Annotated in this window: 16 protein-coding genes; 7 read left to right on the top strand and 9 right to left on the bottom strand. The window is 71.9% G+C overall.

What is annotated here, in order from left to right; all coding sequences use genetic code 11:
* The first annotated feature begins 71 nt into the window (after positions 1 to 71).
* Positions 72 to 3,035, top strand: coding sequence for an NACHT domain-containing protein (locus OG753_RS24100; RefSeq protein ID WP_405790090.1), 2,964 nt, complete (start codon positions 72 to 74; stop codon positions 3,033 to 3,035).
* An 83-nt stretch (positions 3,036 to 3,118) separates the two neighbouring features.
* Here OG753_RS24100 and OG753_RS24095 read toward each other — a convergent pair whose 3' ends face one another.
* Entirely contained in the window at positions 3,119 to 5,644 is a 2,526-nt protein-coding gene (locus OG753_RS24095) for an ATP-dependent Clp protease ATP-binding subunit (protein WP_327263774.1), read from the bottom strand.
* A 463-nt stretch (positions 5,645 to 6,107) separates the two neighbouring features.
* Here OG753_RS24095 and OG753_RS24090 point away from each other — a divergent pair, with 463 nt between their 5' ends.
* Positions 6,108 to 6,701: an SCO3374 family protein gene (locus tag OG753_RS24090; RefSeq protein ID WP_327263773.1), complete on the top strand. Its 594-nt coding sequence runs from the start codon at positions 6,108 to 6,110 to the stop codon at positions 6,699 to 6,701.
* Here the strand turns inward: OG753_RS24090 and OG753_RS24085 are convergent.
* From OG753_RS24085 to OG753_RS24055, 7 genes are all read right to left on the bottom strand, one after another.
* Positions 6,680 to 7,018 (bottom strand): Lsr2 family protein, encoded by a 339-nt coding sequence (locus OG753_RS24085; RefSeq protein ID WP_053175663.1) that lies wholly within the window; start codon positions 7,016 to 7,018, stop codon positions 6,680 to 6,682. The two genes, OG753_RS24090 and OG753_RS24085, sit on opposite strands and share 22 nt — an antisense overlap.
* Before the next feature lie 165 nt (positions 7,019 to 7,183).
* The gene (locus tag OG753_RS24080) at positions 7,184 to 7,714 is read right to left on the bottom strand and encodes an amino-acid N-acetyltransferase (protein WP_327263772.1); all 531 of its coding nucleotides are present in this window, start codon (positions 7,712 to 7,714) and stop codon (positions 7,184 to 7,186) included.
* 11 nt (positions 7,715 to 7,725) lie between these two features.
* Positions 7,726 to 8,178: a BlaI/MecI/CopY family transcriptional regulator gene (locus tag OG753_RS24075; RefSeq protein WP_405790087.1), complete on the bottom strand. Its 453-nt coding sequence runs from the start codon at positions 8,176 to 8,178 to the stop codon at positions 7,726 to 7,728.
* Positions 8,179 to 8,279: 101 nt separating this feature from the next.
* Positions 8,280 to 8,444: a hypothetical protein gene (locus OG753_RS24070; protein WP_327263770.1), complete on the bottom strand. Its 165-nt coding sequence runs from the start codon at positions 8,442 to 8,444 to the stop codon at positions 8,280 to 8,282.
* A gap of 14 nt (positions 8,445 to 8,458) precedes the next feature.
* Positions 8,459 to 9,022, bottom strand: coding sequence for a hypothetical protein (locus tag OG753_RS24065; RefSeq protein WP_327266878.1), 564 nt, complete (start codon positions 9,020 to 9,022; stop codon positions 8,459 to 8,461).
* 98 nt (positions 9,023 to 9,120) lie between these two features.
* Positions 9,121 to 9,306 (bottom strand): DUF397 domain-containing protein, encoded by a 186-nt coding sequence (locus OG753_RS24060; protein WP_030389722.1) that lies wholly within the window; start codon positions 9,304 to 9,306, stop codon positions 9,121 to 9,123.
* Between the two features lie 387 nt (positions 9,307 to 9,693).
* Positions 9,694 to 10,824, bottom strand: a complete 1,131-nt coding sequence (locus OG753_RS24055; RefSeq protein ID WP_327263769.1) for a beta-eliminating lyase-related protein — start codon at positions 10,822 to 10,824, stop codon at positions 9,694 to 9,696.
* Between the two features lie 111 nt (positions 10,825 to 10,935).
* On the opposite strand from OG753_RS24055, the gene OG753_RS24050 reads away from it, so the two are divergent.
* From OG753_RS24050 to OG753_RS24030, 5 genes are read left to right on the top strand one after another with little or no spacing between them, the layout of a single operon-like run.
* Complete coding sequence (locus OG753_RS24050) at positions 10,936 to 11,847, top strand: Rossmann-like and DUF2520 domain-containing protein (protein WP_405790084.1); 912 nt, start codon at positions 10,936 to 10,938, stop codon at positions 11,845 to 11,847.
* The gene (gene panC, locus OG753_RS24045; protein WP_327263767.1) at positions 11,844 to 12,848 is read left to right on the top strand and encodes a pantoate--beta-alanine ligase; all 1,005 of its coding nucleotides are present in this window, start codon (positions 11,844 to 11,846) and stop codon (positions 12,846 to 12,848) included. The genes OG753_RS24050 and panC overlap by 4 nt, the downstream gene beginning before the upstream one ends.
* On the top strand, positions 12,845 to 14,596 hold the full coding sequence (locus tag OG753_RS24040; protein WP_327263766.1) for an L-aspartate oxidase: 1,752 nt from the start codon (positions 12,845 to 12,847) through the stop codon (positions 14,594 to 14,596). Before panC ends, OG753_RS24040 begins: the two co-directional genes overlap by 4 nt.
* 2 nt (positions 14,597 to 14,598) lie before the next feature.
* A complete protein-coding gene (gene nadC / locus OG753_RS24035) occupies positions 14,599 to 15,567 on the top strand; it encodes a carboxylating nicotinate-nucleotide diphosphorylase (protein WP_327263765.1) in 969 nt (322 codons plus the stop codon).
* Positions 15,568 to 15,570: 3 nt separating this feature from the next.
* Positions 15,571 to 16,380, top strand: coding sequence for a type III pantothenate kinase (locus OG753_RS24030; RefSeq protein ID WP_327263764.1), 810 nt, complete (start codon positions 15,571 to 15,573; stop codon positions 16,378 to 16,380).
* A gap of 33 nt (positions 16,381 to 16,413) precedes the next feature.
* Here the strand turns inward: OG753_RS24030 and OG753_RS24025 are convergent, their stop codons facing one another.
* Complete coding sequence (locus OG753_RS24025; protein ID WP_327263763.1) at positions 16,414 to 16,623, bottom strand: hypothetical protein; 210 nt, start codon at positions 16,621 to 16,623, stop codon at positions 16,414 to 16,416.
* Positions 16,624 to 16,738 lie beyond the last annotated feature (115 nt).

Below are 16,738 nucleotides of genomic sequence, written 5' to 3'. Positions count from 1 at the left end.
TGTCACCGGCCCCGGCCGGGCCGCACCGATTCCGACCCGCGCGAATGTGACCGGCACTACGCTCCGGGCTCGTGGACGCATCCGTGGTGGGGATCCGGCTGGCCTCGGGGGTCGTGGCTCCCCTGATCAAGAAGCTCTTACGGACGGAAGGCCCGGGCGCCGGCCTGGTGGACCGGCCGCAGCGCATCGCCTCCTACATGGCGTGGCGCGAGAAGCGCGACCTCGACGCGGCGGACCTGCGCAGGCTGGCCGACCGCATCGTGCGCGAGGCCCTGCGGGCCCCCGGGGAGCGCCCCCTCCCCCCGGGCGAGGAGGCCGGCGTGGCGGCCGCGCTCGCCGCCACCCTGCACGCACTGGGCGACCTCTCCCTCTCCGACGTGGAGGCCGTCCGCCTCGGACCACAGGCCTTCGCCCGCAGGCTCCGGGCCGCCGCCCCGCACCCCGGGCTCTCCCGGGACGCCGGGCTCTTCCACGACCGCCTCGTCGACCTGGCCTGCCTGCACATCCTGAACTTCTTCACCCAGCGCTCCACCTTCGTGGCCGCGACCCTGGTCGAACAGAGCCGGCTGCACGCCGAGACCATCGCCAAGGTGGACGAGCTGCTGACCCGCGTCCCCCGCCAGGACGGCCGCGACAGCGCCTTCGAGGCCCGCTACCTGGACTACCTGGCCCGGCGCCACAGCGCGCTCACCATCTTCGGCCTGGACCTGGCGCCCGGATCGTCGCGCTGGCCGCTGGACACGGCCTACGTGAGCCTGGAGGTCACCGCCGCCCCCGCAGCGGCGGCCGGGGCCGGATCCGGCGCGCACCCCGGCCCCTACTCCCTGCCCGCCGACCGGCTCCTGGACGAGCACCACCGCGTCCTGCTGCGCGGCGAGGCCGGATCCGGCAAGACCACCCTCATCCAGTGGCTCGCCGTCTGCGCCGCCCGCGACTCGGGCGACGGGCCGATCCCGTACGTCCTGCCCCTGCGCACGCTGACCCGGCACGGCGAGCGGCTCCCCGCACCCCGCGACTTCCTCGCCGGCACCCCGCTGGCCGGGGAGGCGCCCGAGGGCTGGGAGGGCCGCGTCCTGCGCGACGGTCGCGCCCTGCTGCTGGTCGACGGCATCGACGAGATCCCGGAGGCCGAGCGCGAACGCGCCCGGGACTGGCTGGCCGACCTGATCACCGCCTGCCCCGGCAACCGCTGGCTGGTGACCTCCCGGCCCTCGGCGGTCCGGCAGAACTGGCTGGCCGCCGTGGACTTCTCCGAGGTGACCCTCGCCCCGATGAACCCGGCGAACGTACGGGCCTTCATCGAGCGCTGGCACGCGGCCGCGGAGCACACCCCGCCGGAGTACCGGGAACAGCTGCTGGACTCCGTACGCCGCACACCCGACCTGGCCAGGCTGGCCACCAACCCGCTGCTGTGCGGCATGATCTGCGCCCTGCACCGGGAGCGCCGGGGCGTCCTCCCCTCGGGCCGCAAGGAGCTCTACGCGGCCGCCCTGTCGATGCTGCTCCACCGCCGGGACCGCGAGCGCGGGCTGCGCCTGCCCGACCTGGCCGAGGAACCCCAGCTCCAGCTGCTCCAGCGGCTCGCGTACTGGCTGATCCGCAACGGCCGCACCGAGATGGACCGCTCCCGGGCCGAGGCCCTGATCGCGCACGCGCTGCCCGCCGTACCGGCCGCCGGTGTCCTCGGCGCCGCACCGGCCGTGTTCGCGCACTTCCTGGAGCGCACCGGCCTGCTGCGGGCCCCGACGGTGGACACCGTCGAGTTCGTCCACCGCACCTTCCAGGACTTCCTCGGCGCGCGGGCGGCCCTGGACGAGGGCAGCCTCGGCGAGCTGACCGGGCACGCGGAGGACGACCAGTGGGAGGACGTCGTCCGCATGGCGGTGGCCCAGGGCCGCCCGCGCGAGCGCACCGAGATCATCCGGGCCCTGCTGGCCCGCGGGACCAACCGGTCCGTGATCCTCGCCTACGCCTCCCTGCAGTACGCGACCGAGCTCGATCCCGCCCTGCGCGCCGAGGCCGAGGCCGCCGTACGGCACCTGCTGCCGCCTCGGAGCATCGAGGAGGCCGAGGAACTGGGCCGGACCGGCCCGCTGGTGCTGGAGCTGCTGGCCGACCCCGCGACGGCGGACGCGGACGAGGCCCTGATGGCCGTCACCGCCGCCGGCGAGACGCTCTCGGAGCGGGCCATCCCCTATCTGGCCGGTTTCCGGGAGGCCCCGCCGCGCGAGGTCCACCGGGCCCTCGTCTCGCTGTGGGGCCGCTACGACGCCCGGCATTACGCCCGGGAGGTGATCGAACACCTCCCGCATGACGCGACCCCCCTCCGGCTCCGCCTCGACGCCCAGGCCGACGCCCTGGACACGTTCTCGCGCCCGCCGGGGCTCTTCGTCTTCGACGACGTGTCCCCCCGCGCCCTGTCCGCGCTGCTCTCGCGCGTCCAGGTGAAGGACCTGAGCCTGTCCCGGCTCGTGGACCTCCGCGACCTGGACTTCCTCCGTGGCCAGACCCTGCTGGAGAAGCTGTACATCGACGGGTGCTTCAGGCTCACCGATGTGACGGGCCTGAGCGGTCTGCCCGTGAGGGATGCCACCCTCCACGTGGACGCGCCGGGCGTGGGCGAGGCCATCGCGAGCTGGCCCCTGCTGCGCTCCCTGGACCTGTACGCGTCGTATCCCTGGTCGGCGCGCGACCTCGCACCCGGGGCGGACCTGGAAATGCTGTGCCTGGAGGCCCCTTCGGTGGACGTGACGGATCTGGGCCGGCACACGCGGCTGCGCGTCCTGAACCTCGGCCACCGCTGGCGGCCGCACGGGCGGGCGGACTGGGAGGAGCTGTCCCGGCTGGAGGGGCTGGAGGAGCTCGCCGTACCGGACGAGGCACTGGAGGGACTCGTGGAGCACGCCCGGCTGCCGTCGCTGCAAACCCTGCTGCTGTACGGGGACGAGATGCTGCCGCCGGGGATGGAGGAGACGCTGGCGCAGCGGTTCCCGTACGCAGAGGTGAAGCCCTTCCCCATGGCCTACGAGCAGTGACCCGCGACCGTGCCGAAAGGGGCGGCCCCGGGACTCTTCAGTCCCGGGGCCGCCCCTTTTACCGCTTCACCGCTCGGTCGCGCTTACGCGCCCTTCGACAGGTCCGGGCCGGAGCCCGTGGCCTCGATGGGGGGAAGGTCCGGCAGGGCCGCCTTCTCCTCGCCGCGGAAGGTGAACTTGGCGTCCTCGCCCTCACCCTCCTTGCCGACGACCACGATCTGACCGGGACGCAGCTCGCCGAAGAGGATCTTCTCCGACAGCGTGTCCTCGATCTCGCGCTGGATGGTCCGGCGCAGCGGCCGGGCACCCATGATCGGGTCGTAGCCGCGCTTGGCGAGCAGGAGCTTCGCGTCACCGCTCAGCTCGATGCCCATGTCGCGGTCCTTCAGGCGCTCGTCGACCTTGGCGATCATGAGGTCGACGATCTGGATGATGTCTTCCTCGGTGAGCTGGTGGAAGACGACCGTGTCGTCGACACGGTTGAGGAACTCGGGCCGGAAGTGCTGCTTGAGCTCTTCGTTGACCTTCGCCTTCATCCGGTCGTATCCGGTCTTCGTGTCGCCCTGGGCCGCGAAGCCCAGGTTGAAGCCCTTCGAGATGTCCCGGGTACCCAGGTTGGTCGTCATGATGATGACCGTGTTCTTGAAGTCCACGACCCGGCCCTGGGAGTCGGTCAGACGACCGTCCTCCAGGATCTGGAGAAGGGAATTGAAGATATCCGGGTGGGCCTTCTCGACCTCGTCGAAGAGGACGACGGAGAACGGCTTGCGGCGCACCTTCTCGGTGAGCTGGCCGCCCTCTTCGTAGCCCACGTAGCCGGGGGGCGAACCGAAGAGACGGGAAACCGTGTGCTTCTCGCTGAACTCCGACATGTCGAGGGAGATCAGTGCGTCCTCGTCGCCGAAGAGGAATTCGGCGAGCGTCTTGGAGAGCTCGGTCTTACCGACACCGGACGGACCGGCGAAGATGAACGAGCCACCCGGACGCTTCGGGTCCTTCAGACCCGCACGGGTACGACGGATCGCCTGGGAGAGCGCCTTGATGGCGTCCTTCTGGCCGATGACCCGGCGGTGGAGCTCGTCCTCCATGCGGAGCAGTCGCGAGGACTCCTCCTCGGTGAGCTTGAAGACGGGAATGCCGGTCGCGGTCGCGAGGACTTCGGCGATGAGCTCACCGTCGACCTCGGCGACGACGTCCATGTCGCCGGCCTTCCATTCCTTCTCGCGCTTGGTCTTCGCCGCCAGCAGCTGCTTCTCCTTGTCACGGAGAGAAGCCGCCTTCTCGAAGTCCTGGGAGTCGATGGCCGACTCCTTGTCGCGGCGCACGCCCGCGATCTTCTCGTCGAACTCGCGGAGGTCCGGCGGTGCGGTCATCCGGCGGATGCGCATCCTGGAGCCGGCCTCGTCGATCAGGTCGATCGCCTTGTCCGGGAGGAAGCGGTCCGAGATGTACCGGTCCGCCAGCGTCGCCGCCTGGACGAGGGCCTCGTCCGTGATGGAGACGCGGTGGTGGGCCTCGTAGCGGTCGCGCAGGCCCTTGAGGATCTCGATCGTGTGGGGGAGGGAAGGCTCCGCCACCTGGATCGGCTGGAAGCGGCGCTCGAGGGCCGCGTCCTTCTCGAGGTGCTTGCGGTACTCGTCCAGCGTCGTGGCACCGATGGTCTGGAGCTCACCACGGGCCAGCATGGGCTTGAGGATGCTGGCGGCGTCGATCGCGCCCTCGGCGGCGCCCGCACCCACGAGGGTGTGGAGCTCGTCGATGAACAGGATGATGTCGCCGCGGGTGCGGATCTCCTTGAGCACCTTCTTCAGGCGCTCCTCGAAGTCACCGCGGTAGCGGGAACCCGCGACCAGGGCGCCGAGGTCAAGCGTGTAGAGGTGCTTGTCCTTCAGCGTCTCGGGAACCTCGCCCTTGACGATCGCCTGGGCCAGGCCCTCGACGACGGCGGTCTTGCCGACGCCGGGCTCGCCGATGAGGACCGGGTTGTTCTTCGTACGGCGGGACAGCACCTGCATGACCCGCTCGATCTCCTTCTCGCGCCCGATGACCGGGTCGAGCTTGGATTCGCGGGCTGCCTGGGTGAGGTTGCGGCCGAACTGGTCCAGGACGAGCGAGGTCGAGGGCGTGCCCTCGGCCGGGCCGCCGGCCGTGGCCGACTCCTTGCCTCCACCGGTGTAGCCGGAGAGCAGCTGGATGACCTGCTGCCTGACTCGGTTGAGATCGGCGCCCAGCTTCACGAGGACCTGGGCTGCGACGCCCTCGCCCTCGCGGATCAGGCCGAGCAGGATGTGCTCGGTGCCGATGTAGTTGTGGCCGAGCTGGAGGGCCTCTCGGAGCGAAAGCTCCAGGACCTTCTTCGCCCGCGGGGTGAAGGGGATGTGGCCGGACGGGGCCTGCTGCCCCTGACCGATGATCTCCTCAACCTGCTGGCGAACAGCCTCGAGCGAAATCCCGAGGCTCTCCAGGGCCTTAGCGGCGACACCCTCACCCTCGTGGATCAAGCCCAGGAGGATGTGCTCGGTGCCGATGTAGTTGTGGTTGAGCATCCGGGCTTCTTCCTGAGCCAGGACGACAACCCGCCGCGCGCGGTCGGTGAACCTCTCGAACATCGTTTATCGCTCCTCAGAGCGGTCGGGCAGTTCGGGGTCGGTCCCCGCCCTGTCCTTCCGCATGCTAGTCCCGCGGGGCGGGACAGCTCATTCCAACTGCCGACATCCGTCCGCGGCTCACCCCTGCATCAGCGGGAAAACCGGCCCGAAGAGCCGACAACTGCTCCAACTCGATGGTGCGAGACGATGTTCCCGCAGGCCAGGCAGATACCCGTCATGCGTGTACGCCGATGGCGAACGGAGGCCCGTCAAATCAGCGTGTCGCCCCGATCCACTAGGAATGTCTTACCCGTAAGGACTGACACTCCATGCCCGCGGCACCGGTTCCCTCCGCTAAGGGCGAACACAGTTCCGTCCCGAATGCGGGACTCCGGGCTGCATGGATGTTTACGTTCCGCATGTAGATGAGTGCGGTGTGTCACATCGAGCGTAACCCCGCGACGTTTCGGAAGTTGCTCCGGACATGGCCACAACCATCCCGCCGCTCGCCCCGCCGACCGTGCCGATGCCCCGCGTGGCGCCCGAGGGGGACGCGTACGCCTCCTGGTACGGGAGAGTGCTCGGCTGGACCGTCACGGGCGGGCCGCCCGCCCAGCTCGCGACCGGGATCCGGTTCGACGTGCTGGAGCTGCCGTCCGACGCGGGTGCCGCACTGCTGCGCAGGCCGGTCCCCACTGGCCCGGTGGCGGTGATGGGGCGCCGGATGCGGTTCCTGGTGGCCGCCGGGAGCGCAGAGGAGCTGGACGGGCTGCTCGACTGGCTGGAATGGGGCGGGGTCGCCCTCGATCTGACCGCCCTGGGTGCGGGTGGCCGGATCACCGCCCCGGCTCCCCCGGGGCACCCGGGAGAAAGCCCTCGGGGGGCCGCCGTGTGGCTGCGACCCCCCGAGCAGGGGTGTGAGGCACTGCTGCCGGCCCTGCCCGGTCCCGGGCGGGCCGCCGGACCCGCTCGCGGGCCCGATCTCGCACGCCTGGTGGCGGCGGCGGCGACGGAATGCCACCGGGCGCGCCTGGGGCGGCGTACGAAAGGGGTCCGTCAGCCCTTGGCCTTCTCGTAGGCCTCGCGGATCTCGGCCGGGACGCGACCGCGGTCGTTCACGTTGTAGTTGTTCTCCTTGGCCCACGCGCGGATCTCCGCGGTGTCCGGGTGTCCGGTCGCCACGGAGCCGCGGCCCTTGGCGCGGGCGGCGGTGGCACGGCCACCGGTGCGGCGGCCGCCCTTGGTGTACGGGTCGAGCAGACCGCGGAGCTTTTCAGCGTTGGCGGTGGTGAGGTCGATCTCGTAGGTCTTGCCATCCAGAGCGAACGTCACCGTCTCGTCCGCCTCGCCACCGTCGAGGTCGTCGACAAGAAGGACCTGAACCTTCTGTGCCACCGGGATTTCCTTTCATCGAAAAGCAGTACGCGGAAAGGAAACCGCTTTTGCCTGGAAAACACAAACCCCCGGGGAGAGGTTCGAGACCGCAACAGGGCGGGAAACGTGCGCGATTCGGACATAGGCCACAGGTGCGCGGAGCGCCGGAAAAGCTGAGGCCATCGATCAGAGGTGCAGAAGCATCCGACTGTTGCCCAAGGTGTTCGGCTTCACTCGTTCGAGACCGAGGAACTCGGCGACACCCTCGTCATAGGAACGCAGGAGCTCCATGTAGACATCGGTCTTGACCGGGGTCTCGCCGATCTCGACGAAGCCGTGCTTCGCGAAGAACTCGACTTCGAAGGTGAGGCAGAAAACCCGGCTCACCCCGAGCGTGCGGGCGGTGCGCAACAACTGCTCCAGCACCTGATGACCGACTCCGCCGCCCTTCAAGTCACGGTCGACGGCGAGAGTGCGTACTTCGGCAAGGTCTTCCCACATCACGTGGAGAGCGCCGCAGCCTACGACCTGACCGTCGGACTCGCGTTCCGCGACCCAGAACTCCTGGATGTCCTCGTAAAGGACGACCGGTGCTTTGTCGAGCAGGATCCGCTGCTGCACGTACTGGTCGAGCAGGCGGCGCAGCGCGGGAACATCACGCGTGCGGGCACGGCGGATCGTCACTGTTTCTGCATGTGCAGAGGAAAACTCTCCCATGGCTGCGGACGCTATCGCCCCGGCTCCTCGGGGCGCTCGGCGGAGTCCCCTTCGGCGGGCGGCGCAGCGGGGGCTTCGGGGGCGGCGTCGGCCCCGGACTCGTCGTCGTGCTGGACGACCCGCACGGCGTCCCGGAGGGCTTCCCGCTGTTCCGCGGACATCATGCCGAAGAAGGCCACGAGGGCGGCCGCGGGGCTGTCGCTCGTCGACCAGGCTTCGTTCATCAGTGCGGCCGAGTAGGCGGCGCGGGTGGAGACCGCGGTATATCGATAGGCGCGGCCTTCGGCTTCCCGGCGGACCCAGCCCTTCTGATGAAGATTGTCCATAACGGTCATGACCGTGGTGTACGCGATGGACCGTTCCTGCTGGAGGTCTTCCAGTACTTCCCGAACGGTGACCGGGCGGTTCCACTGCCACACCCGTGTCATCACGGCGTCTTCGAGTTCTCCCAGGGGGCGAGGCACACCAGCACGATAGTGCGGCTTGTGCGGAATTGCCCGACTATTCACTCGGCAACGCGCAACAAAATCGGGCGCGCGGCCGGTGAAGCCGCACGCCCTCGGGGTTACTTCTGCTGCTGGGCGGCCTCGGCCCGGGCGATCACGGCGTCGACCGCCGCGTCCTCCTTGGCCTTGTTGGCGCCGCCCTGGCTCTTCACGATCGTCACGACGAGAGCGATGAAGAACACGGCCATCACGAAGGGGGGCACGAGCGCGGAGACGTAGTCCATGCCCCACAGCGTAGCTACCCGGCGGCCCGCCCGGCCGCCGGGGGCGGGGCGGGCTTGCGGCGCGGCGGGAACACCTCGCCGGGGGTCGGGATCGGACGCTCGGGGCGCGGCGGCTCCTCGGGGCGCGGCGCCGGGCGCGGCGGCTGATCGTCCTTGTCCTTGCCGCCGGCCAGGGCCAGCAGCCGGGTACGGGGAGCGGGGGCGGTCGACAGCCGCCGGCGCACGGAGCGCTCCGCGACGGTCCGGACCCGTTCCAGCAGCGCGGCGGCGACCGGATTGGCCCGGAGCGCGCGCAGGGCGGCGAGGTCGTCGGGCTCGGGCTCGTACCCGGCCGCCAGCGCGTCCTGCAGCAGCTCCAGATAGCCGGAGAGGCTGCCGGGCAGGGCGCCGCGGTAGCGGGCGAGGTCCGCGAGGAGGAACGCTCTGAGCCGGCCCGCCTCCTGGACCGCGTCGTCCACCGACTGCGCGAGGCGCAGGCAGTCCTGGACCTCCTCGGCCGCCAGGGGGGCCGAGGAGGACTGAAGGGCGTGGGCGAGGAGGCGCCTGAGCAGGTGCAGCTCAGCGGCGCTGAACGCCATGCCGCCGCGGGATCCGTAGGGCGTGGGCATGGGCCGAAGATACGCGCTAATCGGACAAAATCCCCTGATCGCGGACGCGGCGCGGCGCGGCGGGTCCCTCAGCCGGTCTCTTTGACCGCACGCAGGAAGTCGGCCCAGGCGGCCTGGGTGGTGGCGAGGACGAGGTGGGCGGGGTCGGCGCGGTCGGCGACCTTGACGAGGGCGCCGGGCGCCGTCGCGACGTAGACGCAGGCGTCGCCCTCACTGCAGAACGAGGACTTCCGCCACGCGGGCTGAGTGGTCATGGTGTCTCCTCCGGGCGCGGTGGCCGGTAATTGCCGTGAAGGGACGGTAACGCCGCGGCCGTTCCGAGCCGGTAAGTTTCCGGAATTCGGTGTTTCGCCGCTTCCCTCCCGGGGTGCGGGGGCCGCCGCGCGGAGTGCCGCCCTTCCCTTCCGAAAACCGGGCTCCGCCGGGCGGCGGTCCTCCCTCGTGCGGCGGCGGCACCGGACACCGGCACACCCACCCCCTAGGTCGTCTCTTTCGGATCTTGTCGGTCGGCCCGCGTCGTCCGGTGCCGTGCATCGCAAGGCGGAGGAGCGCCGTTGTACTGGACGTACTGCGGTGCTCCGACAACGCGGCGAGGTGCGGTGCCGGGCGACGCGGGCCCGGCAAGATCCGAAAGAGACGGCCTAGATGCGGGCCACGAAGGCCGAGACCGCCTCCCGGACGTCGGATTCCGTCCAGGACAGGCCCGGCTCCGTGATGTCGAGCTCGGTCACCGCCAGGCCCGGCGGGCCGTCCGCGGACCAGCGGCGGAAGAGCACCGTGCCCGTCTCCTCCGCCTGGCGCAGGCCCGCCTCCGTGAGCCGGTCCGCCTCGTAGGGCAGCCACACCTGGAACTGGTGCGTGTGCGGCTCCTCCGGGTGGATCCGCGCCCACGGGACCCCCGAGTCCGCGAACGCCGAGCGCAGGGCCGCGGCCACCATCCGCGCCTGGGCCACGTACGACGGCAGCCGCGGAAGTTCCCGTTCCAGTCCGGCCAGCGCCGACAGGGCCTGCGGGAACTGCCGGAAGATCTGGCCGCCGTAGCGGTGGCGCCAGACCCTGGTCTCCTCCACGAATTCCCGCGGCCCCGCCAGCGCCGCCCCGCTCAGGCCGCCGAGCGACTTGTAGAAGGAGACGTAGACGGAGTCCGCGAGCCCCGCGATCTCCGGCAGGGTGCGCCCGAAGTGGACGGTGGACTCCCACAGCCGGGCCCCGTCGAAGTGGACCACCGCGTCCCGCTCCCGGGCCGCCCTGGTCAGGGCCTCCAGCTCCTCCCAGGTGGGCAGCAGGAAGCCCGCGTCCCGCAGGGGCAGCTCCACCATCAGCGTGCCGAAGGGCTCCCGCAGGGTCGCGACCTCCTCGGCCGTCGGCTGGCGCGGCTCCGTCGTCGGGTGCGCCACCCGCAGACCGGAGACGGCGGACAGCGCGTCACCCTCCCACCGCTCCGGATGGCTCATCGGGTGCAGTGCCACCACCGGGTTCCCGGTGCGGCCCGCCCAGCACCGCAGCGCGATCTGCTGCGCCATCGTCCCGCTGGGGAAGAACGCCGCGTCCTCGGTCCCCAGCAGGTCCGCGACCTCGCGCTCCAGCGCCGTCACGACCCCGTCGCCGTACACGTCGGCCGGGCCGTCCATGTCGTACGGGGCCTCGGCCAGCGCGCCGAGCAGCTCCCCCACCGTGGGCTCCAGCAGACTGCGGGACAGGGTCCGGCCCGCCCCGCGCCAGGCCGCGACCAGCCGCTTCCTGCGTTCCGTGTCCTCGTTGTCGTCACTCATGAGCACAGATCCTCGCCCCTGTCGCCACCGACCGGCCAACAGCCCAGGAGCTAGCATGGCGACGTATCGTCCGGTACCCCCCGCGGACTGGAACGGAAGGGCCCTCCCCGCGTGAATCCATCACAGCAGCCACGCCCTGCCCGGCTCGCCGTCGGCGTCGTCGGAGCCGGCCGCGTCGGTCCCGCGCTGGCGTGCGCGCTCCAGCAGGCCGGTCACCGGCCCGTCGCCGTCTCCGGAGTCTCCGACACCTCCGTGCGCCGGGCCGCGCGCATGCTGCCCGATGTGCCGCTCGTGCCGCCCGCACAGGTGCTGGAGCTGGCCGACCTGGTGCTCCTCACCGTCCCCGACGACGCACTGCCGTCCCTCGTGGAGGGCCTCGCCGAGACCGGCGCGGTCCGCCCCGGACAGCTCCTCGTGCACACCTCCGGCCGGTACGGGACCTCCGTGCTCGACCCGGCGCGCCGCGCGGGAGCCCTGCCGCTGGCCCTGCACCCGGCGATGACCTTCACCGGCACCGAGGTCGACGTGCAGCGGCTCGCCGGCTGCTCCTTCGGCGTCACCGCTCCCGACGAGCTGCGGCTGGCCGCCGAGGCCCTGGTCATCGAGATGGGCGGCGAACCCGAGTGGATCGCGGAGGAGAACCGTCCGCTCTATCACGCGGCCCTCGCCCTCGGCGCGAACCACCTGGTCACTCTGGTCGCCCAGTCGATGGAGCTGCTGGCCAAGGCCGGCGTGGAGCATCCCGACCGGATGCTCGGCCCGCTGCTCGGCGCGGCCCTCGACAACGCCCTGCGCTCCGGCGACGCCGCCCTGACCGGGCCGGTGGCCCGCGGGGACGCCGGAACGGTCGCCGCGCACGTCTCCGAGCTGCGCCGGCACGCGCCCGCCGCGGTCGCCGGATATCTGGCGATGGCCCGCACCACCGCGGACCGCGCCCTCTCGCACGGTCTGCTCAAGCCCGAACTCGCCGAGGACCTTCTCGGTGTGCTCGCCGACACGGAGTCCGACGGGGGCGACCGGTGACCGATCTGCTGCTGCACACCGCCGAGGAGCTGCACAAGCTGGCGCGCACCGGCCGCCGGGCCGTGGTGATGACCATGGGCGCCCTCCACGAGGGCCACGCCACCTTGATCCGCGCGGCCCGTGAACAGGCCGGGCCCGAGGGCCAGGTCGTCGTCACCGTCTTCGTCAACCCGCTGCAGTTCGGGGCGGGCGAGGACCTCGACCGCTATCCCCGCACCCTCGACGCGGACCTGGCGATCGCCGAAGAGGCCGGCGCCGACGCCGTGTTCGCCCCCGCGGTCGACGAGGTCTACCCGGGCGGCGACCCGCAGGTGCGGATCACCGCCGGTCCGATGGGCGGGCGCCTCGAAGGGGCCACCCGTCCGGGGCACTTCGACGGAATGCTGACCGTCGTCGCCAAGCTGCTCCACCTCACCCGCCCCGACCTGGCCCTCTTCGGCCAGAAGGACGCGCAGCAACTGGCCCTGATCCGGCGGATGGTGACCGACCTGAACTTCCCCGTCGAGGTGGTCGGCGTACCGACCGTCCGCGAGGAGGACGGGCTCGCGCTGTCGTCCCGCAACCGCTACCTCTCCGCCGCCGAGCGGCACACCGCCCTGGCCCTGTCCCGTGCCCTGTTCGCCGGCCGCGACCGGCTGGCCGCGCAGGCGGCGCTGCGCGCCCGCGCCGAGGCCTCCCCGGCCAGCGACGAGCGGGCCACGGCCCTGGCCCGCCTCGGCGAGATCCGTGCCTCCGCCGACGCGCACGCCGTCTCGGCGGCCGTGTCCGCGGCCGGCTCCGGACTGCCGGACGCCGTACGGGCCGCCGCGCTGCACATCCTGGAGGAGGCGGGCCGCCACGAGCCGCCGCTCGTACTGGACTACCTGGCGCTGGTGGACCCGCTGGACTTCACCGAGACCGGTCAGGACTTCACCGGGCAGGCCGTGCTGGCCGTCGCCGCGAAGGTGGGCTCGACCCGGCTGATCGACAACATCCCATTGGAATTCGGAGCACACTCGTGAGCACCCCAGGCAGAGGCATCCCGTCGGGCGGGGCAGGCGCGGGCACCGGTATACGGCTGCACGCACCGGCCCCCGGCTGGTCCCTCGACGCCGATGTCGTGGTCGTCGGTTCCGGCGTGGCGGGCCTGACCGCCGCGCTGCGCTGCGCCGCCGGGGGCCGCCGTACGGTCGTGGTCACCAAGGCCCGGCTCGACGACGGCTCCACCCGCTGGGCCCAGGGCGGTATCGCCGCGGCCCTCGGCGAGGGCGACACCCCGGAGCAGCACCTCGACGACACCCTGGTCGCGGGCGCGGGCCTGTGCGACGAGGAGGCCGTACGGCTGCTCGTCACCGAGGGCCCGGACGCGGTCCGGCGGCTGATGGACACCGGCGCGGTCTTCGACACCTCCACGGAGACCGGCGAGATAGAACTCACCCGCGAGGGCGGCCACCACCGCCGCCGGATCGCGCACGCGGGCGGCGACGCCACCGGCGCCGAGATCTCGCGGGCACTGGTCGAGGCCGTCCAGGCCGCGGGCATCGAGACCGTGGAGAACGCCCTCGTACTGGACCTGCTGCAGGACGCACAGGGCCGTACGGCCGGTGTCACCCTGCACGTCATGGGCGAGGGCCAGCACGACGGGGTCGGCGCCGTCCACGCGCCCGCCGTGATCCTCGCGACCGGCGGCATGGGCCAGGTGTTCTCCGCGACCACCAACCCGTCGGTGTCCACCGGTGACGGCGTGGCGCTGGCGCTGCGCGCCGGCGCGGAGGTCTCCGACCTCGAGTTCGTGCAGTTCCACCCGACGGTGCTCTTCCTCGGCCCGGACGCCGAGGGGCAGCAGCCGCTGGTGTCGGAGGCGGTCCGCGGCGAGGGCGCGTACCTCGTCGACGCGGACGGCGTGCGCTTCATGCAGGGGCAGCACGAGCTCGCCGAGCTGGCGCCGCGCGACATCGTCGCCAAGGGCATCATGCGCCGCATGCAGGAGCAGGGCGCGCAGCACATGTACCTCGACGCCCGGCACTTCGGCGCGCAGATGTGGGAGCAGCGCTTCCCGACGATCCTGGCCGCCTGCCGCTCGCACGGCATCGACCCGGTGACCGAGCCCATCCCGGTGGCACCGGCCGCGCACTACGCGTCCGGCGGTGTGCGGACCGACCTGCAGGGGCGGACCACGGTCCCCGGCCTGTACGCCTGCGGCGAGGTCGCCTGCACCGGTGTGCACGGCGCGAACCGGCTGGCCTCCAACTCCCTGCTGGAAGGCCTGGTCTTCGCCGAGCGGATCGCCGAGGACATCGTCGCCGAGCGGGCCGCGGGCGGCGGGCCGGGCATACCCGTCCCGGCGACCGGACCGCTGCAGCCCGGCGGTGCCCGGTACGAGGTCCAGCGGATCATGACGGAGGGCGCGGGCGTGCTGCGCTCGGCCGCCTCGCTGAGCGCGGCCGCCGACGCCCTGGAAGCGCTGTACGCCACCGCCCTGAACGATCTCGAAGCGCACGGCAAGACCGCCGAGCCGGGCGTGGACACCTGGGAGGCCACGAACCTGCTGTGCGTGGCGCGGGTCCTGGTCGCCGCGGCGCAGCGGCGCGTGGAGACCCGCGGCTGCCACTGGCGCGAGGACCACCCCGAGCGGGACGATGCGCACTGGCGCCGCCACCTCGTCGTCCGGCTCTCGGCGACCGAGAAGCGCGCCCTGGTCGTCGTACCCACCGACTCCGCGGACTTCCCGTCCGTGCACCCCCTGAGCACCCCGAGCCTGGAGCAGTGACCGTGAGCACCCCCGAACTTCCCCTGATCGACCAGAACGACGGCGGCTGCGGCGACGACTGCGGCTGCGGCGACGGCGAGGAGAGCGGCCTCGACCCCGCGCTGGCGCAGCTGCTCGCAGACGCGGGCCTGGACCCGATCGAGGTCGAGGACATCGCGCACATGGCGCTGTCCGAGGACCTGGACGGCGGCGTGGACGTGACGACGGTGGCGACCGTGCCGGAGGAGGCCGAGGCCGTCGCCGACTTCGTCGCGCGCGAGGACGGTGTCGTGGCCGGTCTGCGCATCGCCGAGGCCGTGTTCTCCGTGGTCTGCACCGAGGCCTTCGAGGTGGAGCGGCACGCGGAGGACGGAGACACCGTCACGGCCGGCCAGCTGCTGCTGTCGGTGCGTTCGCGCACCCGTGACCTGCTCACGGCGGAGCGCAGCGCGCTGAACATCATGTGCCGGCTGTCGGGCATCGCGACGGCCACCCGCCGCTGGGCCGACGCGCTGGAGGGCACCTCGGCGAAGGTCCGCGACACCCGCAAGACCACGCCGGGCCTGCGCGCGCTGGAGAAGTACGCGGTGCGCTGCGGCGGCGGCGTCAACCACCGCATGTCGCTCTCGGACGCGGCGCTGGTCAAGGACAACCACGTGGTCGCGGCGGGCGGTGTCGCGCAGGCCTTCAAGGCCGTGCGCGAGGCGTTCCCGGAGGTCCCCATCGAGGTCGAGGTCGACACCCTGGACCAGGTCGGCGAGGTCCTGGAGGCCGGCGCCGACCTGATCCTGCTGGACAACTTCACGGTCGAGCAGACCGCTCGGGCCGTGGCGCTGGTGGCCGGCCGCGCGGTGCTGGAGTCCTCGGGCCGCCTCACCCTGGACACGGCGCGCGCCTACGCCGGGACCGGCGTGGACTACCTGGCCGTCGGCGCGCTGACCCACTCCTCGCCGATCCTGGACATCGGGCTCGATCTGCGCGAGGCGGTGTAACCCGTGCTCCTCACCATCGACGTGGGCAACACCCACACGGTCCTGGGCCTGTTCGACGGTGACGAGATCGTCGAGCACTGGCGCATCTCGACCGACCCGCAGCGCACGGCCGACGAGATGGCCGTGCTCCTGCAGGGGCTGATGGGCATGCACCCGATGCTCGGCAGCGAGCTGGGCGACGGGATCCACGGCATCGCGATCTGCTCGGCGGTGCCGTCGGTCCTGCACGAGCTGCGCGAGGTGACCCGCCGCTACTACGGCGACGTGCCCGCGGTGATCGTGGAGCCGGGCACCAAGACGGGCGTGCCGATCCTCATGGACAACCCCAAGGAGGTCGGCGCGGACCGCATCGTGAACGCGGTCGCGGTGGTCGAGCTCTACGGGGGCCCGGCGATCGTGGTCGACCTGGGTACGGCGACCACCTTCGACGCGGTGTCCGCGAAGGGCGAGTACGTGGGCGGGGTGATCTCCCCGGGCATCGAGATCTCGATGGACGCGCTCGGCGTGCGGGGTGCCCAGCTGCGGAAGATCGAGCTCGCCCGGCCGCGCAACGTGATCGGGAAGTCCACGGTCGAGGCGATGCAGTCGGGCGTGGTCTACGGCTTCGCGGGCCAGGTCGACGGGGTCGTGACCCGGATGGCGAAGGAGCTGGCCGGACCCAACGGCGACCCGGACGACGTCCGCGTCATCGCCACCGGCGGGCTGGCTCCGATGGTGCTGGGCGAGTCCTCGGTGATCGACGACCACGAACCGTGGCTCACGCTGATCGGGCTGCGGCTCGTGTACCAGCGCAACGCGCCCAATTTCGCATAGGCCCTGCCCCGCGGCCCCGCGGCCCGCGCCGGATCAGCACGCCCGCGGGCGGGCCAGTATCCGGCGCAGGGCCGCGCGCCACGGGTGGCGGGCCGAGGCCCCGTCCGCGACGGCTCTGGCCTGCTCGTACGTGCGGAGCGAGCGGATCGCGGCGACGTCGTCCCGGCCGGGCGGGGGAGGCATCGGGGCGCCCTGCTGGGAGGCCCGGTAGGTGTCGATGAGGTACTGCTCGATGGCGGTCATGACTCAAGCCTCACCCCGTCGGCGGCATCGCGCACGACAGTTGACGTTCCCGGTCAATCGAGCGGCTCGAAAGCGCTCCCGCGCCGGGAACGATCACTCGTCCGGCCTCGGCCCC

Source organism: Streptomyces sp. NBC_00029, from assembly GCF_045160505.1.
GTDB lineage: Bacteria > Actinomycetota > Actinomycetes > Streptomycetales > Streptomycetaceae > Streptomyces.
Note: the sequence above shows the minus strand (reverse complement) of the source record. Positions and strands in the feature narration are given on the sequence as shown.